The sequence below is a fragment of the Halomonas dongshanensis genome (assembly GCF_024790395.1).
Lineage (GTDB): Bacteria > Pseudomonadota > Gammaproteobacteria > Pseudomonadales > Halomonadaceae > Vreelandella > Vreelandella dongshanensis.
In genome coordinates this window covers 55,043-79,663 of sequence record NZ_JAJISC010000006.1, presented here as the reverse complement: position 1 = coordinate 79,663, position 24,621 = coordinate 55,043, and the positions used below count along the sequence as shown (strand labels likewise).

Annotated in this window: 18 protein-coding genes and 1 tRNA gene; 8 read left to right on the top strand and 11 right to left on the bottom strand. The window is 63.2% G+C overall.

The features are described from left to right. Positions 1–63: 63 nt before the first annotated feature. The 3 genes from LLY24_RS13340 to LLY24_RS13330 all read right to left on the bottom strand — a co-directional run bounded on the left by LLY24_RS13340 (position 64) and on the right by LLY24_RS13330 (position 2,095). Positions 64–147: transfer RNA gene (locus LLY24_RS13340), tRNA-Tyr, on the bottom strand. Between the two features lie 128 nt (positions 148–275). Then, positions 276–1,115 carry a type III pantothenate kinase gene (locus LLY24_RS13335; protein ID WP_259036803.1) on the bottom strand — a complete coding sequence of 280 codons (840 nt, stop codon included), beginning with the start codon at positions 1,113–1,115 and terminating at the stop codon, positions 276–278. Next, positions 1,112–2,095 carry a biotin--[acetyl-CoA-carboxylase] ligase gene (locus tag LLY24_RS13330; RefSeq protein WP_259036802.1) on the bottom strand — a complete coding sequence of 328 codons (984 nt, stop codon included), beginning with the start codon at positions 2,093–2,095 and terminating at the stop codon, positions 1,112–1,114. Before LLY24_RS13330 ends, LLY24_RS13335 begins: the two co-directional genes overlap by 4 nt. A gap of 173 nt (positions 2,096–2,268) precedes the next feature. On the opposite strand from LLY24_RS13330, the gene typA reads away from it, so the two are divergent. Further along, positions 2,269–4,092, top strand: coding sequence for a translational GTPase TypA (typA, locus tag LLY24_RS13325; protein WP_259036801.1), 1,824 nt, complete (start codon positions 2,269–2,271; stop codon positions 4,090–4,092). 81 nt (positions 4,093–4,173) lie between these two features. On the opposite strand, the gene LLY24_RS13320 is transcribed toward typA, so the two are convergent. After that, entirely contained in the window at positions 4,174–5,742 is a 1,569-nt protein-coding gene (locus LLY24_RS13320; RefSeq protein ID WP_259036800.1) for a phospholipase D family protein, read from the bottom strand. Then, positions 5,742–5,972: a hypothetical protein gene (locus LLY24_RS13315; protein ID WP_259036799.1), complete on the bottom strand. Its 231-nt coding sequence runs from the start codon at positions 5,970–5,972 to the stop codon at positions 5,742–5,744. Before LLY24_RS13315 ends, LLY24_RS13320 begins: the two co-directional genes overlap by 1 nt. A gap of 66 nt (positions 5,973–6,038) precedes the next feature. On the opposite strand from LLY24_RS13315, the gene LLY24_RS13310 reads away from it, so the two are divergent. Together LLY24_RS13310 and rapA are read left to right on the top strand one after the other, a co-directional pair. Beyond that, positions 6,039–6,842 carry a TlpA disulfide reductase family protein gene (locus tag LLY24_RS13310; RefSeq protein WP_259036798.1) on the top strand — a complete coding sequence of 268 codons (804 nt, stop codon included), beginning with the start codon at positions 6,039–6,041 and terminating at the stop codon, positions 6,840–6,842. A 106-nt stretch (positions 6,843–6,948) separates the two neighbouring features. After that, positions 6,949–9,891, top strand: coding sequence for an RNA polymerase-associated protein RapA (gene rapA / locus LLY24_RS13305; protein WP_259036797.1), 2,943 nt, complete (start codon positions 6,949–6,951; stop codon positions 9,889–9,891). A 14-nt stretch (positions 9,892–9,905) separates the two neighbouring features. Here the strand turns inward: rapA and LLY24_RS13300 are convergent, their stop codons facing one another. Beyond that, positions 9,906–10,811, bottom strand: coding sequence for a TIGR01777 family oxidoreductase (locus LLY24_RS13300; RefSeq protein ID WP_259036796.1), 906 nt, complete (start codon positions 10,809–10,811; stop codon positions 9,906–9,908). A 442-nt stretch (positions 10,812–11,253) separates the two neighbouring features. On the opposite strand from LLY24_RS13300, the gene LLY24_RS13295 reads away from it, so the two are divergent. Next, entirely contained in the window at positions 11,254–12,174 is a 921-nt protein-coding gene (locus LLY24_RS13295) for a MerR family transcriptional regulator (protein WP_259036795.1), read from the top strand. Between the two features lie 67 nt (positions 12,175–12,241). After that, on the top strand, positions 12,242–13,648 hold the full coding sequence (gene phrB, locus LLY24_RS13290; RefSeq protein WP_259036794.1) for a deoxyribodipyrimidine photo-lyase: 1,407 nt from the start codon (positions 12,242–12,244) through the stop codon (positions 13,646–13,648). A 28-nt stretch (positions 13,649–13,676) separates the two neighbouring features. Here the strand turns inward: phrB and LLY24_RS13285 are convergent, their stop codons facing one another. Next, the gene (locus LLY24_RS13285) at positions 13,677–15,506 is read right to left on the bottom strand and encodes a putative bifunctional diguanylate cyclase/phosphodiesterase (RefSeq protein ID WP_259036793.1); all 1,830 of its coding nucleotides are present in this window, start codon (positions 15,504–15,506) and stop codon (positions 13,677–13,679) included. A gap of 371 nt (positions 15,507–15,877) precedes the next feature. Here LLY24_RS13285 and fabA point away from each other — a divergent pair, with 371 nt between their 5' ends. Both fabA and fabB read left to right on the top strand, forming a co-directional pair. Continuing rightward, positions 15,878–16,393, top strand: a complete 516-nt coding sequence (fabA, locus tag LLY24_RS13280; protein ID WP_259036792.1) for a 3-hydroxyacyl-[acyl-carrier-protein] dehydratase FabA — start codon at positions 15,878–15,880, stop codon at positions 16,391–16,393. A 12-nt stretch (positions 16,394–16,405) separates the two neighbouring features. Beyond that, a complete protein-coding gene (gene fabB / locus LLY24_RS13275) occupies positions 16,406–17,623 on the top strand; it encodes a beta-ketoacyl-ACP synthase I (protein WP_259036791.1) in 1,218 nt (405 codons plus the stop codon). 93 nt (positions 17,624–17,716) lie between these two features. Here the strand turns inward: fabB and LLY24_RS13270 are convergent, their stop codons facing one another. From LLY24_RS13270 to LLY24_RS13255, 4 genes are all read right to left on the bottom strand, one after another. Further along, complete coding sequence (locus LLY24_RS13270) at positions 17,717–18,499, bottom strand: lysophospholipid acyltransferase family protein (protein WP_259036790.1); 783 nt, start codon at positions 18,497–18,499, stop codon at positions 17,717–17,719. Next, entirely contained in the window at positions 18,496–19,389 is an 894-nt protein-coding gene (locus LLY24_RS13265) for a sugar nucleotide-binding protein (RefSeq protein WP_259036789.1), read from the bottom strand. Before LLY24_RS13265 ends, LLY24_RS13270 begins: the two co-directional genes overlap by 4 nt. 64 nt (positions 19,390–19,453) lie before the next feature. Then, positions 19,454–20,095, bottom strand: a complete 642-nt coding sequence (locus LLY24_RS13260; RefSeq protein ID WP_259036788.1) for a single-stranded DNA-binding protein — start codon at positions 20,093–20,095, stop codon at positions 19,454–19,456. Between the two features lie 61 nt (positions 20,096–20,156). Then, on the bottom strand, positions 20,157–21,545 hold the full coding sequence (locus LLY24_RS13255) for an MFS transporter (RefSeq protein ID WP_259036787.1): 1,389 nt from the start codon (positions 21,543–21,545) through the stop codon (positions 20,157–20,159). A 181-nt stretch (positions 21,546–21,726) separates the two neighbouring features. Between LLY24_RS13255 and uvrA the strand changes: the two genes are divergently transcribed. Beyond that, positions 21,727–24,561, top strand: a complete 2,835-nt coding sequence (gene uvrA / locus LLY24_RS13250) for an excinuclease ABC subunit UvrA (RefSeq protein WP_259036786.1) — start codon at positions 21,727–21,729, stop codon at positions 24,559–24,561. The last annotated feature ends 60 nt before the right edge of the window (positions 24,562–24,621 follow it).

The following is a 24,621-nucleotide window of genomic DNA, read 5'->3' as shown; positions in this document are numbered from 1 at the left end:
GTTAGACAATATCCACTACCGGCTTTCATTCCGCAACACGACCAGATCATGCTGCTTAAATCTTGGTGGAGGGGGAAGGATTCGAACCTTCGAAGCTTTCGCGGCAGATTTACAGTCTGCTCCCTTTGGCCACTCGGGAACCCCTCCAACGTGGCGGCACATTATGCCAGCCATCCAAACAGAGTCAAGATCGAAAACCACTTATTTCATCGAATCTTACGCGCCCTACTGGCCTTGACCAGCAGAACCATCTGCCTGGAACGCGCAGCATTGTGTCAAAGCAGCATCGAGAATGCAAGGCCTGCACGGATTTTTTCTAGCACCACCGGCTCGGGCACCCGCGGGGCACCGGACATTTTACCCGCCCGCTCGGCTAGCGTTAGCGGAAAGCAGGCCTCGAGCCCACCGTAGACCATATCCGGCCAAACCGCGTGGGGCACCTGCACGCCACGCGAGACCACGCGGGCATCACCACCGGTGAGCAGCATCGGCAGCGCTACGCTCTGCTGATCGCACACTTCGCTATAGATACGATTGATGGCACTCACCGCTGCCATATAAATGCCGTGATTGACCGCGTCCGCCGTACGCCGCCCAGGCTCCAACAGCGCATCGGATTCGCTATCCGGGTCGATGGCGACGTTGCGCGTCCCCAGCTTCAGGCTCTCCTTCATTAGCCGAAGTCCTGGCATGATGAAGCCCCCCAAGTGCGTTCCGCCAGGCAGCACGAAGTCGATGGTGATGGCGCTACCGCAGTCGACGGCGCAACACCCGCCCGCCAACTGATAGCCTGCCAGCGCCCCCATCCAGCGATCCACGCCCAGACGGTGCGGCTCCTCGTAGCCGTTGACCACGCCCAGCGCCTCGGGCGCGGAGCGCGCTACGTGCACATGGCGCACGCGGCGTCGCAGCAACGCCACGGTCTCTTCCAGCACGGCGGCGCGAGCCACGCTCGATATGCGCACCGCCTCTACCACGTCGAGATCGGGAATGTCCGCGCCGGGGCGCCACTCTTCACGGGTCCAGACCGCGCCACGCGAACGAATCTCGCTGCTGGTGACATCCTTTAGCCGCCACTTGGAGAGCGTATTACCAATATCCAGATCCAGAATCATAAGCGCCTGCGTACGCTGATCTCACCACCCGCCAAACGGCGCGACTGGCCTTGCTCGACGACCCATAAATTGCCGCTGTCGTCGACGTCGCCCGCGACGGCGTCGCGGGTCTCACCGCCCTGGATCACCCGAATCGGCAACCCCGCATAGGCGTGATGGGCATTCCAGTCGTCGCGCCAGGCGGCAAAGCCCTGCCGCTCGAAGTCGGCAAGCATGGGCAGAAGCCCGCCCATGAGGTCGGCAGCCAAGGCGTTGCGCGACACGTTAGGGTTAGCCTCGAAAAGTCCCGCCACCGGCTGGTCGATCGACGCGCGCAGAGCAGGCGGAATCAATAGGTTCATCCCCATCCCGATGACCACGTCGCATGGCCCTTCGGCATCGCCCGTGACCTCGACCAGAATACCCGCCAGTTTTCCAAGTTCCGCTTCGGGCGTGGTCAGCAAAATATCGTTGGGCCATTTTAGCCGCGGCGAAACGCCATGCTGTTCGAGTACCTTGGCCACCACGACACCCACGGCAAGGCTCAATCCTTCGAGCGTGGCGATACCGGACTCGAAGCGCCAGCCCAGCGAGATCATCAAATTCTGTCCCCAGGGCGTTTGCCAGGTGCGACCCCGCCGCCCTCGCCCGGCAGTTTGCAGCTCGACCAGGCAGACTTCGCGATGCCCCGCCCCCTGCTTGAAGCGCTGACGAAGGAATTCGTTGCTAGAAGGAAGGTGGTCCTCGACGAACAGCCGCGCCAGATGATGGCGGGCAGCGGTCGGCAGCTGGGAAACGATGGCCGCTCCAGCTAACGGCTCATGGCGATGCGCCAGGCGATACCCCCGCCCCTTGACCGCGATCAGCTCGATGCCGAGGGCTTCCAGTTTTTTTAGCTGTTTCCATACCGCAGCCCGGGAAACGCCCTGCGCCTCGCCGAGCGCTTCGCCGGAATGGACGTCGCCATCGCTTAACAAACGCATCAGGTTACCGATGGTCATGTGCCTGCCCCAACTGGGAAAACGGCTATCTTAACGGATGCGGCTAGAGGGCGAAAACAACCGCCTTTGGGTAATTGACGTAATGCATAGCGCCCTACCCAGAACAGACAGCGCTGGTAGTCGACCGAACCAAACCCTATAATGCCGCCCTATTTTCCCAGCAGGATCGCGTCGTGATCGAGAATCTTCGCAACATTGCCATCATCGCCCACGTTGACCACGGCAAGACTACCTTGGTAGACAAGCTGTTGAGTCAGTCGGGCACGCTAGACCGCAAGGCCGAAGGCCAAGAGCGGATCATGGACTCCAACGACCAGGAAAAGGAACGCGGCATCACCATCCTGGCCAAGAACACTGCCATTCGCTGGCAGGACGGCGCCGGCACCCAGTACCACATCAACATCGTGGACACCCCTGGGCACGCCGACTTCGGCGGCGAAGTAGAGCGTGTCATGTCGATGGTCGACTCGGTCCTTCTGCTGGTCGACGCGGTAGATGGCCCGATGCCACAGACGCGTTTCGTTACCCAGAAAGCCTTTGATCGTGGCCTCAAGCCGATCGTGGTGGTCAACAAGATCGACCGCCCTGGCGCGCGTCCGGATTGGGTCATCGACCAGATCTTCGATCTGTTCGATAACCTCGGCGCGTCCGACGAGCAGCTCGACTTCCCGATCATCTACTGCTCGGCGCTCAACGGCATTGCCGGTATGGAGCCCGAGGAGCTGGCCGACGACATGAACCCCATGTTCCAGGCCATCGTCGACATCGTCGAGCCGCCCAAGGTCGAGATCGACGGACCCTTCCAGATGCAGATCTCGGCGCTCGATTACAACAGCTACGTTGGCGTCATCGGCCTTGGCCGCATCATGCGCGGTAGCGTCAAGCCCAACCAGCAGATCAGCGTCATCACCAAGGAAGGCCAGACCCGCAAGGGCAAGGTCGGTCAGGTGATGACCCATATGGGCCTCGAGCGCGTTCAGACCCAAGAAGCCACGGCGGGCGACATCGTCTGCATCACCGGCATCGAAGATCTGGCGATCTCCGACACCCTGTGCGATCCGACGGCGGTCGAAGCCCTGCCTGCGCTCTCGGTCGACGAGCCTACCGTCTCCATGACCTTCCAGGTCAACGACTCGCCCATGGCCGGTCGCGACGGTAAGTACGTCACCAGCCGTAACATCAAGGATCGCCTCGAGCAGGAACTGATCCACAACGTAGCGCTGCGCGTCGAGCAGGGCGAAACGCCCGAGAAGTTCAAGGTATCCGGGCGCGGTGAATTGCACCTGTCGGTACTGATCGAAACCATGCGTCGCGAAGGCTTCGAACTCGCCGTGGGCCGCCCCGAGGTCATCATCAAAGAGATCGATGGCGTCAAGCAGGAGCCCTACGAAGAAGTCATCATCGACTGTGAAGAGCAGCACCAGGGCGCCATCATGGAGGAACTCGGCTACCGCAAGGGCGAGATGACCAACATGAACCCCGACGGTAAGGGTCGCGTACGTCTGGACTTCATGATCCCGGCGCGCGGCTTGATCGGCTTCCGCGGTCAGTTCATGACCCTGACCTCGGGCACCGGCATCCTCACCAGCCGCTTCGATCACTACGGCGATCTCAAGCCTGATGCCGCCATCGAGCGTCGCAACGGTGTTATGGTCTCCATGGTCGACGGCAAGGCGCTGGCCTACGCCCTCTACGCTCTGCAGGATCGCGGCAAGCTGATCATCGATCACGGCACCGAGGTCTACGAAGGTATGCTGGTCGGTATTCACAGCCGCGCCAACGACCTGGTGGTCAACCCCACTAAAGGCAAGAAGCTCGACAACATGCGCGCCTCGGGCAACGACGAGAACATCGTGCTGACCCCGCCGGTACGCTTCAGCCTCGAACAGGCGATCGAGTTCCTGGACGACGACGAGCTGGTCGAAATCACGCCCAACTTCATCCGCCTGCGCAAGAAGTTCCTCAAGGAAAACGAGCGCAAGCGCGCCAAGAAGTAATAGCGCCAGCAACTCTGCTGTTGTTCTACAAAGCCCACCCTCGCGGTGGGCTTTTTCGTGCGCGCACCCAACTAAGATGCGCTAGAGCCAGCGTTCGAGCCGGGCGACGTGGCTGAACCAGGCGTTGAGCTGGCGCCAAGTGCTGCCGGGTTCTTCGGTTAGCACGCGGTACTCGCCGTTGTGGCGGTAGTGCCATTCGAGCCCCGCCTCACTCTGGCGTACCTGATAGCTGATAGCGGGCGACTGACCAATGCGCACGAGTTCTTCGAACTCGGCCACCAGCGAAGCGCTTTCGGCCAGCACGCCGACTTCGCTGTTCCACAGCACCGAGCGCGGGTCGGCGTTGAACGAGCCGACGAAGAGCTTATCGTCGTCGAAGCCGAGCGCCTTGATGTGCAACGCCGACGCCGAACGCCCCGGCACGCGCAGCGCCTGGCCAGCGTCGTCCTCCTGCTCGGGGCGTAGCTCGAAAAGATCGATACCGTGCGCTAGCAGACGTTCGCGCCAGGGGGCGTAGGCGCCGTGTACCACGGCGGCGTCGGTAGAGGCCAGCGAGTTGGTGATGATGTCGATGTCGACACCGCGATCGGCCAGCGCCGTCAGCCGCTCGACACCCCACTCGGTGGGCACGAAATAGGCCGAGATGACCACCAGGCGCTCGCTTGGGTCGGTGGCGGCGCGTAAATCGCCGAGCAGCGTCTCCTGCCACTCGGGAGTATGCGACCAGCCAGGCTTGCCAGGGGCGTCCCACAGCGCCGTGCCCTCGCCCCAGTGCAGCCGCTCCCAGGGCGGGGCGATGCGCGGCTGGCGGCGCAGGCGCACGAAATACTCGGCGTCGGCGTTGGCTTCGAGCCAAGCCTCAAGCGACGCCTTGAGCAAACGCCAGGCGTCGTCTTCCGCCGGGTGATAGCGGGCGATGGGCTGGGCGAGGCCGTGATTCCAGTAGAGATCGAAACCGTGCGAGAGCTCGTTCACGACGGGGCCGATGGCGACCAGATCGAGGTCGGTGAAGTTGCGCGTGTCATCAGCATCGAAATATTCGTCGCCGAGGTTACGACCACCGACGATGGCCACACTGTTGTCGGCGATCCACAGTTTGTTGTGCATGCGCCGATGCTGACGCACGGGGTCGCCAAAGGCCGCCAGCACCCGCGTCCATAAATGGCTTCGGCCAAGGGGCATGGCGTTGTAGACGCGCACCTCGACATTGGGGTGGGTCGCCAACGCCGCCAGGCGGTCGCCCTGGCCAATGGCCCCCATGTCGTCGATCAGCAGGCGCACCCGCACGCCCTTTTCGGCGGCGCTCAAAAGGCGCGCAAGGATCAGCCGCGTGGTTTGGCCATCGCCCAGCAGATAGGTCTGAATATCCAGCTCGCGCTCGGTCTGATGAATGAGTCCAGCGCGCACCGCGAAGGCTTCCTGGCCGTTGGCGAGCAGCGAAAAACCGTCGCGAGCGCCCTCGCCGTGCTCGGCGAGCCGCTGGGCGGCCTGCCGCCCCAACCAGGTCGCACGGGCCGCCTCGCTATCGAGCGACACGCTGTGCTCGCGCATGACCGCCTGCGAGCAGCCGGTCATGCCGCCTAGCGCCAGCGCGCAGGCGACCAGCGTACCGATGAAGGACGTACCACTGAGACGACGTGGAGTCGCCATCAGTCGCGCTCACCCTGGCGCTCGGCGCGCGCCTTGCGCGCCCTATTTCGCCGGTAGAGCCTGGCCAGCGCCACGCCCAAGGCGCAGACGATCATCGCCGCCAACACGCCGCCCTGCCAGGGCCGGGCGGCGTCGCCCAACACCGTTTCCAGAGTGATGATCATAATGAAGCCCAGCGCCTGGGAGCCAATGGCCCAAACTCTAAGCGGGTCGAAAGCCGGTGCTGGCATGGCGTTCTCCGTCATCGCCGATTTGCATGCTAAGGTGGCCCAGTGTACCCGTTTATCGAGACGACCATGAATGCTATTGCGCTGGGGCCCGTTCTGCTCTCCTTACCCCGTCTTTACGCTCTGCTTTGCGCGCTTGCCCTGCTTTTGGCCCTGCGCTTTCTATTGGGTCTGCCCAAAGCCGTACTGGCGCGCTATACCACCGGGCTGATCCTTGCCTGGCTCGTCGGCGCCCGCCTGGCGCACATCGTGCTTCACCACGAAAGCTATGTCCTCGCACCGCTCGATGCCATCAAACTGTGGCAACCGGGCTACCACCCCGTCGGCGGCTGGCTAGGCGCGCTTGTCTGGAGCCTCTGGGCCCTGCGCGGGCGCTGGCTCGCGCTCGGCGGCGCCGCAGTACTGCTCACCGGCACGTCGCTGGTTTGGCTGGCCCTGGTCAGCGTGATGCCGGGCGGTTCGGCGTTTCCCGTGGCGCGTATTCCCGCGCTGAGCCTCGAGGATCTCGACGGCCATTCGGTCGATCTCTCCGACCTCGCCGATGGCGGGATGCCGGTGGTGGTCAATCTTTGGGCCACTTGGTGCCCGCCCTGCCGCCGTGAAATGCCGCTGTTGCAGGAGCTCGAAGCCCAAGGCGAGGTGCGCGTCGTGGTCGTCAACCAGGGTGAGGAGCTGCTGCCCGTGGTGCGCTATCTCGACGAGCAGTCGCTGCACTTTACCCATGCGCTGCGTGATCCGAGCCAGACGCTAATGACCACCGTCGAAGCGCCGGGCTTACCCACTACTATCCTGTTTGATGCCGACGGTACGACACGGGACATCCACGTCGGCGAGCTGACCCGCGCTCACCTGGCAAGCTGGCTCGACGATTGAGCGTTTAGGCGCTTAATCCTTTCTCCCCTTTGCGTTAGAATCGCCCGCCCTGTTGCCGCCTGCCCCGCCGCGGGCGGCACGACCCGTTTTGCAACCCCGAGGCATCATGAGCGATTTTTCCCCCGGCCAGCGCTGGATCAGCGACGGCGAAGCCGAGCTTGGACTCGGCACCGTGCTGAACTGCGACGCCCGTAGCGTGACCATCTTGTTCGGTGCCAGCCAGGAAACCCGTACCTATAACACCCGCCAAGCGCCGCTGACCCGCGTTCAGTTCGGCAGCGGCGACCGTGTGCTTGCCGCAGAGGGCTGGCAGATGGTGGTCGACGACAGCAAAGAGAGCCGTGGGCTGATCGTCTATATTGGCGAGGACGAGCACGGCGCCCTGCGCGAGCTGCCCGAAACCAAGCTCGCCGACACCATGCAGTTCGATCAGGCGCGCGACCGCCTGCTGACCGGCCAGGTGGATCGCAACGACTGGTTCGATCTGCGCTTTCGCACCCTGCACCACTACCAGCGCATTGAACAGCACGGCGCCTTGGGCTTTTCCGGGCCACGCATCGACCTGATTCCTCACCAGCTCTACATTGCCGACGAAGTCGCCCATCGCCACGCCCCGCGGGTGCTGCTCGCCGACGAAGTGGGCCTGGGCAAGACCATCGAGGCCGGGCTGATTTTGCACCGCCTGCTGCTCACCGGGCGCATCGAGCGCGCGCTGATCCTCGTACCCGACAGCCTCACGCACCAGTGGCTGGTCGAGCTACTGCGTCGTTTCTCGCTCAGCGTAACGCTGCTCGACGAGCACCAGAGCCAGGCCCACGGCAGCGCCAACCCCTTCGAGAGCGGCCAGCTGATTCTGGCAAGCCAGGGGTGGCTATTTGCCAACCCGCAGCGCCAAGCCCAAGCGCTCGCCAGTCGCTTCGATCTGCTCATCGTCGACGAGGCGCACCACCTGGACTGGAGCGAAGCGGCCAGCGGCCCAGGCTACCAGTGCGTCGAGCAGCTCGCCGCCGACATCGCCGGTCTCTTGCTACTAACCGCCACCCCCGAACAGATGGGCGTGGCGAGCCACTTTGCCCGCTTGCGCCTGCTCGACCCCGAGCGCTACCACGACCTTGCCCGCTTCAAGGCCGAAGAGCAGCACTATACCGAGGTGGCCGCCGCCATCGACGCCCTCGAGGCGCTGCCGGGTAACGCCGCAGCCGCCGAGCGCCTGGAAGCAGTGATCGACGACCGCGACAGCCGCGCGCTGCTCGCAACGCTAAACCACGCCGAGTCCAGCAGCGAGCAGCAGGCCACGGCACGCGATCAGTTGCGCGATGCCCTGCTCGACCGCCACGGCACCGGGCGGGTGATGTTTCGCAATAGCCGCCGTCACGTTGGCGGCTTTCCCGCGCGCCATCTGCACCTGGCGCCTCTGGCACCGCCTTCGGCCTACCGCCGCGTCATGCGCCGTCTGGAGCGCGACGACGACTACCTCGACGAGTTGCTGATCGAAACCGGCATGGACCACCCGGACGTGCTGATCTATCCCGACGCCATGTACCGCGAACTTGGCGACGACCCGCTCAACGCCGAGCCTTGGTGGCAGATCGACCCGCGCGTCAATTGGCTGCTAGAGCGCTTGAGTGACGTCGAGAACGGCTTCGCCAATGAAAAAGTACTGGTCATCGCCCACCACCGCGCCACCGCCGAAGGGATCGCCGAAGGGCTACGCGTACTTGGCGGCTACCACGCGCCGGTGTTCCACGAGGGGCTGTCGCTGATCGAGCGCGACCGCGCTGCTGCCGCCTTCGCCGACGAAGAGGACGGCTGCCAGGTACTGGTGTGCTCGGAGATCGGCTCGGAGGGGCGTAACTTCCAGTTCTGTCGCCATCTGGTGATGTTCGATCTGCCCCAGCATCCCGATCAGCTCGAACAGCGCATCGGCCGTCTCGATCGTATCGGCCAGCGTCACGCCATCGAGATCCACGTGCCCACCTTCGAGGCCAGCCCCGGCGAGCGCCTGCTGCGCTGGTATAACGAGGGGATGGACGCCTTCAGCGCGCCCCACGGTATCGGCAGCGATCTTTTCGACGCCTTCGGCGATGCCCTGGCCGATGCGCTGCTCGACGATGAGATGCTCGACGATATTATTGAGGAGACGCGTACCCTGCTCACCGCGCGCCAGGCCGAGCGCGACGCCGGGCGCAACCGCCTGCTCGAACTCAACGCCTGCCGCCCGGTCAAGGCCGAACGCGTCATCGAGGCCATTCGTAGCCTCGACGACGATAGCGCGCTGCCGCGCTATGTCGAGCGCGCCCTGGACATCTTCGGAGTCGATAGCCAGGAGCTCGGCGGCGACCTCTTCCACCTCCAGCCCAGCCCGCAGATGCTCGACGGCCTGCCGGGGCTGGTAAAAGGCGAAGAGGGCTTTACCGCGACCTACCGACGCGATCTGGCGCTCGCCCGCGACGACGTCCAGCGTCTCTCCTGGGAGCACCCGCTGCTGCGCGAGATGATGGGGCGTATTCTCGACGGCACCATGGGTAACACGGCGCTGGCGCTGCTGCGCCATCCGGCGATTCCCAGCGGCCGCGTCATGGCCGAACTTATCTTTCGCACCCACTGCCCGGCCCCGAAAGCGCTGCACCTCAACCGCTTCCTGCCCCCCACGGCCGTGCGCGTACTGCTCGACGAGTCGGGCGCCAACCTCACCGACAAGATCTCCTTCACCGGGCTCTCCAAGAACCTACAGAAGGTCAACAAGTCGCTGGCGCGGGATCTGATCAAAAGCCGTCATGAGGCTCTACGTGGCCTGCTGGTGCAGGGTGAGAGCGAAGCCGAACGCGAGCTACCCAGCATCGTCGAGGCTGCCGAGACGCGCATGCGCCAACAGCTCGACGCCGAGCTTGCACGCCTGAGTGCGCTTGCCGAGCATAACCCGGCAGTGCGCCAGAGCGAGCTCAGCGCGCTGGTCGCCGAGCGTCAGACGCTCAGCGACGCCATCGAGAATACCCGCCTGCGCCTGGACGCCGTGCGGGTGATCATCACCGTCGATGCCGAGGGCTGATCAGAGCGTTCACATTAGCGCGCCAATATCTCGCTCAAGGCCGTATCGAGGGTGGGATAGCGAAAGGTGAACCCGGCCGCCTGCAGGCGCGCCGGGCGCATGTCCGCCCCGGTCAGGAGCAGCCGCGACATTTCACCCAGCGCCGCCTTCAACACGAAGGCGGGGGCTACGAAGGGTGCCGGGCGTTTGAGCGTGCGCGCCAGCGTACGCGTGAACTCGGCGTTGGTGACCGGCTGAGGAGCGCTGGCGTTGAACGGTCCGTCCAATGCCTCGTTTTCGAGCAGAAAAACGATGACCTCGACGAGATCGTCGCGGTGAATCCACGGCATGAACTGACGCCCGCTGCCTAGGCGAGCACCTAGCCCCAGCTTGAATGGCGGTAGCATCTTTTCCAGGCTACCGCCGCCAGCATCGAACACCAAGCCAGTACGCAGCAGTGCCAAGCGGATGTCGAGCTCGCTTAACGGCTGCGCCGCGGCCTCCCACTCGGCGCAAAGCCGGTGGGCGAACTCGGGGTGCGGCGGCGTCTCTTCGCTCACCTCACGATCACCCTGGTCGCCGTAATAGCCCATCGCCGAACCCGATACCGCCACGCGCGGCAGCGCCTGACCGTTGGCCGCAAGCTGCTGGCAGAGCATTACCAGCTGTGCTGTCGCTTCCAGGCGCGAATCGAGCAGACGGCGCTTTTGCGCCGCGCTCCAGCGTTTGGCGGCGATGGACTCGCCCGCCAGATTGACGATGGCCTCTGGCGGCGCATCGATGAACGCCTGGGCGCTGTCGCGAATGTCGCATCCGGGCAGGCGTTCGCGCACTTTGTGCGGCGTGCGTGACACGACCTGCACCGCGTGCCCGAGTGCGTTGAGCCGCTGGCATAGCCGCTGCCCAACGAAACCGCTTCCTCCGGTGATCAATACGCGCATGGTGGGCTCCTGATGAGTGAGTGGTGAGTGATTATACCAACCCTCTACACGTCTGCTACAATATGAGCATTAACGCGAGCGATAGCAGCGCCCCGGCGTGCTGAAAGGTCTACGAGAATCTTGACCAGGGCTTAGCCAGCACTACGTTCTTACCATAGTCCATTCGCCTTGGGCTGATGAGTAAATACCCATGATGTGCGCCTCATGGTGTGCCACATGATTGATTAGTAAGCCCTGATCGAGCCGTCGCGATTGCGGCAAGAGGTTGTACCCATGAGCAACAAGTTGTACAAAGGGGCATGGCGGTTCTGTAACCACTCCTGCATTCGCGTCCTCTTAGACGGCAGCCCGAGCTACAGCCGTGTATCACTTTCGCTCGCGCGAGCATCAATGGATCAACGCAGCATCCCACGCTGCCCGTAATTAAGAGGCACTGGCGCCCATGAGCAACAAGGCGACCCACTCCCCCGATACCCCGCTCTATCCCATTCGCGAGGTATCTCGCCTGACGGGCGTCAATTCGGTCACCCTGCGCGCCTGGGAGCGCCGCTACGGCCTGATTCGGCCTCAGCGTACGCCCAAGGGGCATCGCCTCTACGCTCAGGACGATATTTCACGTATCGAGCGCATTCTGCAGTGGCTCAACCGTGGCGTACCGGTCAGCCAAGTGGTCGACCTGCTCGATCAGCCGGAAACCATTGAGGCGCCGATGCCCGACGCCGGCGACTGGGAGAGTCAGGTCAATCAGCTCCAGGGCGTGATCGAAGCGCTCGACATGCCGCGTCTCGAAGCGCTCTACCACCAAAGCTTGGCGCTCTACCCCATGAGCGTGATGGTCAACGAACTCTGGCATCCGGTGATTAAACGCCTGGAAGCCAAGTGGGTCGATGAGCCTGACGAGCTGGTACGCCGCACCCTCGAAACCTTCTTGCGCAGCCAAGTGGGCATTCGGTTGCACTACGCCAACCAAGCCACGCGCGGCCCGCTGATCCTGCTCAACACTATGCCCGATGACCCTGGGCCGATGTGGATGCTGCTGATCGCGCTGATGGCCAGCGAGCAGGGCTACCGTATCCAGATCCTCGATCACACCCTGGCGCTGGAAGCGCTGCCCCAGGCCGTTTCTCGCCTGCACTGTTCGATGGTGTTGCTGTGCAGCGGCCAGCGCGAACAGGATGACTACTATCGCGAGGCGCTGCCCATCGCCGCTGAGGCGCTCAACGTGCCGCTGGGGGTATGCGGGGAAGTTGCTCGCCTGCGCGATCACGATCTGCGCCGAAGCCCGGTGCACGTGCTTGGCGACGACATTCCCCAGGCCGTCGCTCGGCTGCGCCCACTGCTGCGCGAGACCGGCGTGTTCTAGTCTAGCGCCGCGTCATTTCTGCCCTGGCAACGCTGGGGCAGTCTAGATTTTGGCAAGGAGGCCGTGCATGGCTCGACAGCTCGTTTGGTTGCGCAGCGATCTGCGCGTTCACGATAACAGCGCGCTGGAAGCGGCGGCTGCCAAGGGGCCAGTGATCGCGGTCTTTTTGCGCAGCGTGCCGCAGTGGCAGGCGCACGGCCACGGCGCCAACAAGATCACCTTCTGGCAGCGTGGCGTGGCAGCGGTTAAAGAAGCACTAGAGGGGCTCAACGTCCCCCTTTTGCACCGCGACATCGACCACTATGACCAAGCCCCCAAGGCGCTACTCGAGATCGCCCGCCAACACGATATCGCCACGCTGCATTTCAACTACGAATACCCGCTCAACGAGCGCCGCCGCGACGACGCAGTCATTGCCGCCTTCAAGAACGCCGAGCTTGGCATTCACGGCCATCACGACGAAATCGCCTTCGCCCCCGGCACGCTTTTAACCGGCAAGGAGGAGTACTACAGCGTCTTCACGCCCTTCGCCAAGGCTTGGCATAGCCGTCTTGAAGCGCACCATTTGGCGCTGCGCGATACCCCCAAGGCACAGAGAAAGCTAACGCTTAAGAGTGACCCGCTGCCCGCGCTACCCGACCTTGATGCCGAGCCAATCGATGGCCGCCAATGGCCCGCCGGTGAAGACGCCGCAGGCGATGCCCTCGAGCGCTTTTTACGCTTTCGCGCTCGCCACTACCAAAAGCAGCGTGATTTTCCTGCGCTACGGGGCACCAGCGAGCTCTCCGCCTACTTGTCGCTCGGCATGATCTCCCACCGCCAGTGCCTGCAGGCGATACTGCACGACAATGGCGGCCATCTGGGCGACGGCGACGCGGGTTTGACCACCTGGGCCAACGAACTGATCTGGCGTGAGTTCTATCGCCACGTGTCGTTTGGCTTTCCCGAGGTATGCCGCCATGAACCCTTCAAGGCGTCGACTCAAAAGCTCAAATGGCGCGACGATGAGACAGGCTTCAAGGCGTGGTGCGAGGGGCGTACGGGCTACCCGCTAGTCGATGCCGCCATGCGCCAGTTGGTTGCCACCGGTTGGATGCACAACCGCCTGCGCATGGTGGTAGCGATGTTTTTGAGCAAGCACCTACTGATCGACTGGCGCCGAGGCGAGGCGTTTTTCATGGCGCATCTGATCGACGGCGATTTCTGCTCGAACAACGGCGGCTGGCAGTGGGCCGCCTCCACGGGTACCGATGCCGCGCCCTATTTTCGTATCTTTAACCCCACCACCCAGTCACGCCGCTTCGATCCCGAAGGCGGGTTCATCGCCCAATGGCTGCCGGAACTTGCCGAGCTACCCGCCAAGGCGCGCCATGCGCCGCCGCGCGACATGCTCACCCAGCTCGACTACCCAGCGCCCATCGTCGACCACAAGGCCGCCCGCCAGCGCGCGCTCGACGCCTTCAAGGCGCTCTGAAAAAGACGTCCGGAGTAAAAGCGACTCGCTACAACAGCTCCCTTGCAGCGCTCAGGCGCTGCTCCAACTCGTCGGCGGGTTGCGGGCGGGCGAAGTAGTAGCCCTGCACAATGGGGCAGCCCGCATCGATGAGGAACTGGCACTGCTGCTGGGTCTCCACGCCTTCGGCGATCACCTCGAGCCCCATGCCGCGCGCCATCGCCAGCACGGCCGTGACGATGGCGGCATCGGCCTGGTCATGGGGCAACTCACGAATGAAGGCGCGGTCGAGCTTGATCTTGTCGACCGGCAGGCGTTTGAGATAGCCAAGCGACGAATAGCCGGTACCAAAGTCGTCGATGGCGATCTGATACCCCTGCTGGCGCAGCGCCTCAAGACGCGGCGCCATGTCGCCAGCGCGCTCGTCGAGCAGCACCGACTCGGTGAGTTCGAGCCCGATCTGCCAGGGTGAGAGCTGGTAGCGCTTGAGGCAACTGGCCAACTGCGCCTCCAAATCCCCCTGAAATAGCTGCAGTGCCGAAATGTTGACCCAGATGGTCAGCGCTGGCATACCGCTATGGCGCCAATGCGCCTGCTGAGCGCAGGCTTTTTCGATGACCCAGGTGCCGAGCTCGGCCATGAGGCCGTGGCGCTCGGCGAGAGGAATGAAGTGGGCAGGCGAAATCATGCCCTGCTGAGGGTGGCGCCAGCGCAAAAGCGCTTCCATTCCCACTGTTTCACCACTTTGACTTGCGTGCTGGGTCTGGAAGTGTAGCTCTAGCTGATCGCCCGAGATCAGCGCTTCGCGCAGGTCGCTCACTAATGCCAGTTGGGGGCTGTCCTGCTGATCCAGCGCAGGGCGAAAGCGCAGGCTATGGTTGCGCCCCAGGCGCTTGGCGCCGTATAGCGCCGACTCCAAGCGCTGAAACAAGATACCCGAATCGCGGCCATCCTCGGGTGCTCGACAGCTGCCGATGGTCAATCCCAAGCGCAGAGAGTGATCATCGACTTCGAAGGGGCGGCTCATGTGCTCGCGCAGCGCGGCGATCCACTTGTCATGGTCATCGAAGGTGGTAGTACGAATGACCATGAACTCGTCGCCACCTAGCCGTCCCACTACGCTACCCGCGACATACCCCGCCAGGCGCTGGGCAAAGCGGGCCAAGAGGCGGTCGCCCTGCTCGACACCCAAACTATCGTTGACCGACTTTAGGCCGTCGATATCGATCAGAGCGATATCGAGGCTCTCCCCCGCGCGCAGGTGGCGCAGGCGCGAGGCCATGAGATCGTGCAGCCGCCGACGGTTGGGCAGGCCGGTCAAAGGGTCTTCGTAGCCGATGCGGCGTAGATCGTGCTCGCGCGCCTTCTGCGCCGAAATATCGGTAAAGAGGTGGATGAAGTGGGTGATCTCACCGCGGCGGTCGGTCACCGCGCGCACCTTTAGCCATTCGGGGTACTCGTCGCCGGGCTTGCGCCGGTTCCACATCTCGCCTTCCCAGCGCCCGGTGCTTTTTAGCGTATTCCAAAACTTCTGGTAGAACGCTTTGTCGTGGCGCGGAGCGGCAAGGCTTTCGAGGGTGCGCCCTTGGATCTCGGCCGCGGTGAATCCGGTGATCTCGGTAAAGGCGGGGTTGATCGCCAGCACTCGATTGTGGGCATCGCTGATCGCCATGGCATCACTGGTGAGCGCAAGCGCACTCTGGGCAAGCTCAAGGCGCTGGCGCTGACGTCGCAGTTGGCGGTAGGCATCCCAGCCGCCAAGCGCTACGACCACCACCGCGACCAGGCGCAGCGTGGCATCGGGCAGCCATATGCAGGCAGGCAGCGCCGCCAGCGCCGCCCATACCAATGGACGATTGAGAGAAACGGGGAGCCACATGGCTATTCGCTCTGCCCTCTATCTGAACCCAACTTCCAGAACCCAACTTCATCGCAGGGCAAAACCCTCTGTACGATAGTAGCTTACGCCATCATGCCGATAATGTGGGCGTTTGGATACCGAAATCATCGCTCCAAGCGCAATCATCGTTGGGCATTCAACGCTTGCCCGATACGTAGCGAACGCCTTGCGTTAACGCCTTTATTCGAGCGTGCAGCAAAGGCCTACGGCAAAAAGGATAACCCCGTGTTACGTGCATTCATCACCGCCGAGAAGTAGACTAGGCGTGCCCTGCGGGCCGTTTTTCGGTACTCCGCCTCGGCTTGGGTGCCTAAGCGGCCTACGACCATCTTGATATTCGGAACGATTCAGTGACCAAGCAACACTCCTTTGATCGCGAAGAACTGCTGGCTTGCTCGCGCGGCGAGCTTTTCGGCCCCGGAAACGCACAGCTTCCGGCGCCCAACATGCTCATGCTCGACCGCATCACTCACATCGCCGAAGAGGGCGGTGAATACGGCAAAGGCGAGCTGATCGCCGAGCTCGATATCCATCCCGACCTGTGGTTCTTCGACTGCCACTTCCCGGGAGACCCGGTGATGCCGGGTTGCCTCGGTCTCGATGCCATGTGGCAGTTGGTGGGCTTTCACCTCGGCTGGCTGGGTAACCCAGGCCAGGGCCGGGCGCTGGGCTGCGGTGAGGTCAAGTTCACCGGCCAGATCCTGCCCCAGGCAAAGAAAGTGACCTACAGAATCAACATCAAGCGCGTCATCACTCGGCGTTTGATCCTCGGCATCGCCGATGGCACCGTCTCCGTCGACGGGCGCGACATCTATCAAGCCAACGATCTGCGCGTTGGCCTGTTCACCTCTACTGCGAATTTTTGACAGGAGGCTCCCATGCGACGAGTGGTAGTCACCGGCCTTGGCGTCGTGTCCTGCCTGGGTAACGACCAGCAACAGGTTTTAGAGGCGCTCAAGAACGGACGTAGCGGCATACGCTTCAAGCAAGAGTACGCCGATCTCGGGTTTCGTAGCCAGGTCGCGGGTAGCGTCGATATCGACCTCGATGCCCTGATCGATCGGAAACTGCGCCGTTTCATGGGCGATGCGGCGGCCTACGCCTACGTCGCCATGGCACAGGCGATCGAGGATGCAGGACTTACGCCCGAACAGGTCTCCAATGAGCGCACCGGCCTCATCGCCGGTTCTGGCGGCGCTTCCAGCGCCAACCAGGTCGAAGCCGCCGATGTCATGCGCGATAAGGGCCTGCGGCGCGTAGGGCCTTATCGAGTCACCCGCACCATGGGCAGCACGGTATCGGCGTGTCTGGCCACGCCGTTCCAGATCAAGGGCGTCAACTACTCGATCTCTTCTGCCTGCGCGACGTCGGCGCACTGCATCGGCAGCGCCATGGAGCAGATCCAGTTGGGCAAGCAGGACGTCGTCTTCGCCGGTGGCGGCGAAGAAGAGCACTGGACGCTCTCTTGCCTGTTCGACGCCATGGGCGCACTCTCGACCCAGTACAACGACAGCCCCGAGAAGGCGTCGCGCCCCTACGATCAGGCGCGTGATGGCTTCGTCATCGCTGGCGGTGGCGGCATGCTGGTACTCGAGGAGCTCGAACACGCCAAGGCGCGCGGCGCCAAGATCTACGGCGAGTTGGTAGGCTACGGCGCGACCTCCGACGGCCAGGACATGGTCGCCCCCTCGGGCGAAGGCGCGGTGCGCTGTATGCGCCAGGCGATGGCCAGCGTCGATGGCAAGATCGACTACATCAACACCCACGGCACCTCGACGCCGGTGGGCGATGTCGCCGAGCTCAAGGCGATCCGTGAGGTCTTCGGCGACACTACGCCGGCGATGAGCTCGACCAAGTCCCTGACCGGCCACTCCCTGGGCGCCACCGGCGTTCAAGAGGCGATCTACGCGCTATTGATGATGCAGCACGACTTCGTCGCCGCATCCGCCAACGTCGAGCAGCTCGACGAGCAGGCCGACGGTTTCGACATCGTTACCGAGCGCCGCGACGGCGTGCGCCTCGAGCGCGTGCTCTCCAACAGCTTCGGCTTCGGCGGCACTAACGCCTGCTTGGTGTTCCAGCGCTACGCGAGCTAATCAGCGCATCGAGTAGTATCTGGTTAAACGCAAAACGGCACCTTGAATAGGTGCCGTTTTGCGTTGGCGCTTAGTGGACCTGATTCGCTTCGCTTAAACCTGGGCCGACGACTCGACGACAGAGGGTGAGACTACGTCCTTGGGCGCGGCAGGCGCCGGGCGCGGCACCTCCGAGATGCGCGCAAGCTCGCCCTCGATCCACGCCTCGACCAGCGCCATGACCTCATCGGGCGTGCGCCCTTCGGTATCGATAGCCGGTCCAATGCGCACCTTCAACACCCCAGGGTGCTTGACCCAATGCCGCCCCGGCCAGCGCTCGCCGCCGTTATGCGCCACGGGCAGCACCGGCACGCCAGCACGGCAGGCTACGACGCTGCCACTCTTGTTGTAACGCCGCCGTTTGCCGGGATCGACACGGGTGCCTTCGGGAAAGATCAGCACCGACATGCCACTTTGTAGCCGCGCCACGCCCTGCGTCAATACCTGCTTGAGTGCCTGGGCGGGGCGTGCGCGATCGAGCCCGATGGGGTGCAGCATGCGCAGCCCCCAGCCGAAGATGGGCAGGCGTAACAGCTCTTTTTTCAGCACCGTGCACACCGGCGGCTTCATTACCTGAAGAAACAGCGTCTCCCACTCGCACTGGTGATTGGCCTGGATGACGCACGGCCCCGCTGGAATGTTGTCACGCCCGGTGATGTCGTAGCGCACGCCGCAGGCAAGGCGAAACCACGCCAGGATGACGTAGTTGTAGATATTGAGCAGACGATAGCGCCCGCGTAGCGGCAACAGCGGCGCAACCGGCAAGAAGAGCACGCCGCACACCAGCATGACGGTGAAATAGCCCATATAGAACACAGTACTGCGCACTACGTTCATCGTCCGCTTTCTCCTGTATCAGCGTTCGGCTCGCCGTCGCGGGTCAAACACCAGGCGTCGAGCATGCGCCCCACCTCCAGGCGCCAGGGCTTTTGGTGAACGCCGAACACATCGAGCACGCGACGACAGTTGAGCACACGCCTAAGCTTGGCATCGTGGTGATGATTGAGCGCCGTCACCTCACCCAGCGCTACCGTTTCACCGCGCCCCTCCAAGTGGGTCGCCAGCTGCGTACGCACCATGGAAGTGAAGGTGAAGGCGCTGACCGGTTCAGTGCCGGCCAGATGGTAGGCTCCCCAGGCATTGGCCCCACACGCCTGCTGCTGCAGCATGCCAATTAGCGACATAGCTACGGCATCGGCCGAGGTCGGTGAGAAGATGACGTCCTCGGCGGCGCGTACGGGCTGGTTCGTCACTAGGCTATCGATGAGCTCGTTCAGCCAGGCGTGACTCCCTTCGAGGGCGAAGAGCGGCCCCAAGCGCACGATCAGGTGGCGGGCGTGTTCGGCACGGATACGATCACCGGTCTGCACCAGACGCCGCAGCCCCTCATCGCGCGGCGCGGGCACCACATGCTCGTCGATGGCACCGTCGAACCCCTCTTCATAGAGTTGATCGGATACGCACCAGACCAGCGCCACCTCGGCGGCCAGGCAAGCGTCGAGGCAAGCCTCGACCGCATCGGCGTGATCCTTGATCGCCAGCGGGGTCAACTCCAGCGGCTGAGATAGCGGCGGAACGATCACCGCATCGGGTGCGACGCGCTCAAGCATGGCGGGCGTTGCCACCGTGCCCTGCTCGATCACCAGCTCAGTATCCGAGCGTCGATTGGCTTCGCGCACGAGCGCCAGGCTCAGGCAGTGGCCTGCATCCAGTATCAGCAGTTTCAAGAACGCCTCTCCCCGGTTACGCCCGCAGTTGGAGCATCGCGCATGACGCGCTTAGCCGCATACCTCAGAACGGAATCTCGTCGTCAAAATCGTCGAAGTTGCCCGGATCCGGTGCACCGTAGTTGTTCTGGTTGTTCTGGTTATTATTGGGCGCGGGCTGTGCGGGTGCACCGCGCTGCGGCTGGCCACCGCCCTGCTGCGGATAGCCTTGACCAGAGGGCTGACCGCCGTAGTTACCTTGGTTGGGCGCCTGCTGGGCCGGACCGTTGGGAGCGTTGTATTGGTTACCCTGCTGGCCGTAGTTCTGGCCGCCGCCTTGCGCGTAGCCGCCGCCCTGCGGGCCAGCGCCACCGCCCTGGAAGTCACCGCCGCGCGCATCAAGCATCTGCATGTCGTTGGCGACGATTTCGGTGGAGTAGCGGTCCTGGCCGTTCTGATCCTGCCATTTGCGCGTCTGCAAACGCCCTTCGATGTAGACCTTGGAGCCTTTCTTCAGGTACTGCTGAGCGATCTCGGCGGTCTTGTTGAACAGCACGATACGGTGCCACTCGGTGCGCTCCTGGCGCTGACCGCTTTGACGATCCATCCAAGTATCGCTAGTCGCCAGGTTTAGGTTGGCCACCGCCGTGCCGGAGGGGGTGAAGCGTACTTCAGGGTCCTGACCCAGGTTGCCGATCAGGATGACTTTGTTGATACCACGAGCCATGAGCTGCTCCTCTGGTGTACGTACTTGCGTCCCGCAGCTCAAATCAGCTGCGCATTTAGATTCAGGTATTAGGGCTGCCCGGCGGCGTCAGTAGCCGCGTAAGCGCCGCGCGATCGAGCTGCTGGCGATTGACCTTGAGGTAGGCCAAACGCTCCTCGGGTACCACCATGACGTCCTCGACGCCCGCCACCTCGGCCAGCCGCGTCATCAAGAGCTCCAGCGCATCGGGGCGCGTTTCGTGCAGCGCCACCACTTCACTCGAAAGCGGTGCGGGCGCAGGCAGCCCCCACATCATCAGCCACCAGGCCAGCGCCAAAAGCGCCGCACCGATGAAGACCGCATCGAGCCCCCACTGGTGCGATAGCCACCCCCCTAGCGTGCCGCCAAGAAAGGCGCCGAGAAACTGGCTGGTCGAGTAGACACCCATGGCGGTGCCCTTGGCGCCGGCGGGGGCGAGCTTACTCAACATCGAAGGCAGCAATGCTTCGAGTAGGTTAAATCCGGTAAAGAAGGCCAAAAGCCAGGCAAATAGCCAGGGCTCTCCAGTAACCGGCAAGCCCAGGCACGCCAAGCTCACGGCGATCACGCCGATCGCCAGCAGGCATATCGTCCGAGTGCAGTGCTTTTTCTCGCCCACGATCACAAGCGGCACCATCAGTACGAAGGCCACCCCCATCATGGCAAGATAGGCCAGGCCATGGTAGTTGACCGCGATACCGGCATCGAGCAGACGAAAGGGCACGGCAACGAAGATCGCCATCAGCACCAAGTGTAGCGAGAAAATGGAGACATCCAGGCGCCACAGATCGGGGCGTGAGAGCACGCTCTTGAGCTGCTGACGATCCATTCCCACGTCCCGGTGACGTACCCGACGCGGTGCCACCGGCACCCAGCGCCAAAGTACCAACAGCCCCACCAGGGTCAAACCTGCAGTGAACCAGAACACCCCGGAAAGCCCCGCCCAGGCGGCGAGCCAGGGTCCAATCACCATGGCGATGGCGAAGGAGACGCCGATCGAGAGCCCGATGGTAGCCATGGCGGCGGTACGGATCTGCTCGCGCGTCTGGTCGGCAAGTAGGGCCATGATAGCTGCGGCCACTGCACCGCCGCCCTGCAGCGCGCGGCCTAGAATGATGCCAAAGATCGAACTCGAACTGGCCGCGACGATACTGCCGATCGCGAAAATCACTAGCCCCATGGCGATGACGCGCTTGCGCCCAATGCGATCCGACAGCAGGCCGAAGGGAATTTGCAGCAGCGCCTGGGTCAGGCCGTAGACACCCAGCGCCACGCCCACAAGCAGCGGCGTAGCACCGCTTAGGGTATCGGCGTAGAGCGCCAATACCGGCAATACCATGAACAGCCCCAGCATGCGTGAGGCGTAAAGACCGGCCAGCCCGCTGATCGCGCGGCGCTCGGAGGCCAGCAGATTGACGGAAACCTTGCGCATATCACCTTGTCTGTGCAAAGCGGGCGAAACATGCCCGCATCTGAGATAACCGCTCATTCTAACGGTTTCGCCTCTCCCTGGGAACGCTCGCCCGACTGTAGATTTAGCCAGTCGATTTTGCGGGATCGGGAGGAAAAACCGTATAATTGATCTTTTGCCGCGCGCAACTCACGAGGTGTTGATGGACAGCATTCTGGTCAGGGGTGCCCGCACCCACAACCTCAAGCAGATCGACGTTGACCTGCCCCGCGATAAACTTATCGTGGTGACCGGCCTTTCCGGTTCGGGCAAGTCGTCGCTGGCGTTCGACACCCTCTACGCCGAGGGGCAGCGGCGCTACGTGGAGTCGCTCTCCACCTACGCCCGCCAGTTCCTCTCGATGATGGAGAAGCCCGACGTCGACCACATCGAAGGCCTCTCCCCGGCGATCTCGATCGAGCAAAAATCGACCTCGCACAACCCGCGCTCGACGGTCGGCACCATCACCGAGATCTACGACTACCTGCGCCTGCTCTTTGCTCGCGCGGGCACGCCACGCTGCCCCGAGCACGGCGAAGACCTTGAAGCCCAAACCATCTCGCAGATGGTCGACCAGGTGATGAACCTGGCCGAGGGCACCAAGCTCATGCTGCTCGCCCCAGTGGTCAAGGGGCGTAAGGGCGAGCACCTGCAGCTGTTGGCCGAACTGCGTGCCCAGGGCTTCGTGCGTGTTCTAATCGACGGTCAGGTACTCGAACTCGACGACATCGCCCCGCTCGACAAGCGCAAGAAGCACGATATCAGTGTGGTGGTGGATCGCTTCAAGGTGCGCGATGACATCGTCCAGCGTCTGGCCGAATCCTTCGAGACCGCGCTGAATCTCGCCGATGGCACGGCAATGATCCACTTCATGGACGATGGGCGCGATGATCTCGCCTTCTCCTCCCGCTTTGCCTGCCCGGTGTGCGGCTATTCGCTCGCCGAGCTCGAACCGCGCATGTTCTCGTTCAACAACCCCGCGGGCGCCTGTCCCACCTGCGATGGCCTCGGCGTACAGCAGTACTTCGACCCCGAGAAGCTGATTAGCCACCCTGAGCTTTCGCTCGCCGAAGGGGTGATCAAGGGCTGGGATCGGCGCAACATTTACTACTTCACCCAACTACAGGCGTTGGCCCAGCACTATCGCTTCGAGCTCGAAACGCCCTGGCAAGAGCTCGCCCGCCACGAGCGCGACGTCATCTTGAACGGCAGCGGCAGCGAGGAGATCGCGTTTTCTTACGTCGGTGAGCGTGGGCGCAAAATCGTGCGCGAACACGCCTTCGAGGGTGTGCTACCTAACCTCCAGCGGCGCTACCGCGAAACCGAATCGAGCATGGTGCGCGACGATCTTTCGCGCTACATCGCCGTGCAGCCCTGCACGGCCTGCCACGGCACGCGACTACGCAAAGAATCGCGCCATGTCTTCGTCGACGACTACACCATCGCCGACATCGTGCGCCTGCCCATTGGCGAGGCCTGGCACTACTTCGCTAACCTGAACCTGCCGGGACGCAAAGGCGAAATCGCCGAAAAGATCGTCAACGAAATTCACGCGCGCCTGGAGTTTTTGGTCAACGTTGGCCTTGACTACCTCAACCTCGAACGCAGCGCCGATACGCTCTCCGGTGGCGAGGCCCAGCGCATCCGGCTGGCGAGCCAAATCGGCGCCGGGCTCGTCGGCGTCATGTACATTCTCGATGAGCCCTCCATCGGCCTGCACCAGCGCGACAACGACCGCCTGCTGAAAACCCTCGAGCGCCTGCGCGATTTGGGTAATACGGTGATCGTGGTCGAGCACGACGAAGACGCCATTCGCGCCGCCGACCACGTGCTTGACATTGGCCCCGGCGCGGGCGTTCACGGTGGCGCCATCGTCGCCCAGGGCACCCCAGAGGAGGTGATGGCCAACCCCGAGTCGCTGACTGGTCAATATTTGAGCGGTGCGCGTGAGATCGCCCTGCCGCCGTATCGCATTCCCGGCAACCCCGAAAAACAGCTGGTGCTCCACGGCGCTACAGGCAACAACCTGCGCGACGTCACTCTCACCTTGCCGCTGGGGCTGTTCATCGCCGTCACTGGCGTTTCGGGGTCGGGTAAATCGACGCTGATCAACGGCACGCTGATGCCGATTGCCGCGCGTGAGCTCAACCGCGCAACGACCCTCACTCCCGCGCCCTACCGCAAGATCGAGGGGCTCGACCAGCTCGACAAGATCATCGATATCGACCAAAGCCCCATCGGGCGCACACCGCGCTCCAACCCTGCGACCTACACCGGCATCTTCACTCCTATTCGCGAGCTCTTCGCCGGTACTCAAGAAGCACGCTCGCGGGGCTACAAGCCGGGGCGGTTCAGCTTCAACGTCAAGGGCGGGCGCTGCGAGGCGTGCCAGGGCGAGGGCATGATCAAGGTCGAGATGCACTTCCTGCCCGACATCTACGTGCCCTGCGACGTGTGCAAGGGTAAGCGCTACAACCGCGAAACCCTGGACATTCACTACAAGGGCAAGACCATCCACGAAGTGCTAGAGATGACGGTCGAAGACGCGCTCGAGTTCTTCAGCCCAGTGCCTGCCATCGCCCGGCGGCTGCAAACCTTGGTGGATGTAGGCCTCTCCTACGTGCGCCTAGGCCAGAGCGCGACCACGCTCTCCGGTGGCGAGGCCCAACGGGTCAAGCTCGCCCGTGAGCTTGCCAAGCGCGATACCGGTCAGACCCTGTACATTCTCGACGAGCCGACCACGGGCCTACACTTCGAGGACATTCGCCAGCTTCTGACCGTGCTTCACCGCCTGCGCGATCACGGCAATACCATCGTTGTGATCGAGCACAACCTGGACGTGATCAAGACCGCCGACTGGATCGTCGATCTCGGCCCTGAGGGCGGCTCCGGCGGAGGCCAGATCATTGCCGAGGGCACGCCGGAGCACATCGCTAAGCAGGAGGTCTCGCATACTGGGCGCTTCCTCGCCCCGCTATTGGCGCGTAAAACGGCGTGATACGTGATACGGCGCCGCGTGCGCGCAATTGACAAGCGTACGCGGCGTTATTAATCAAAG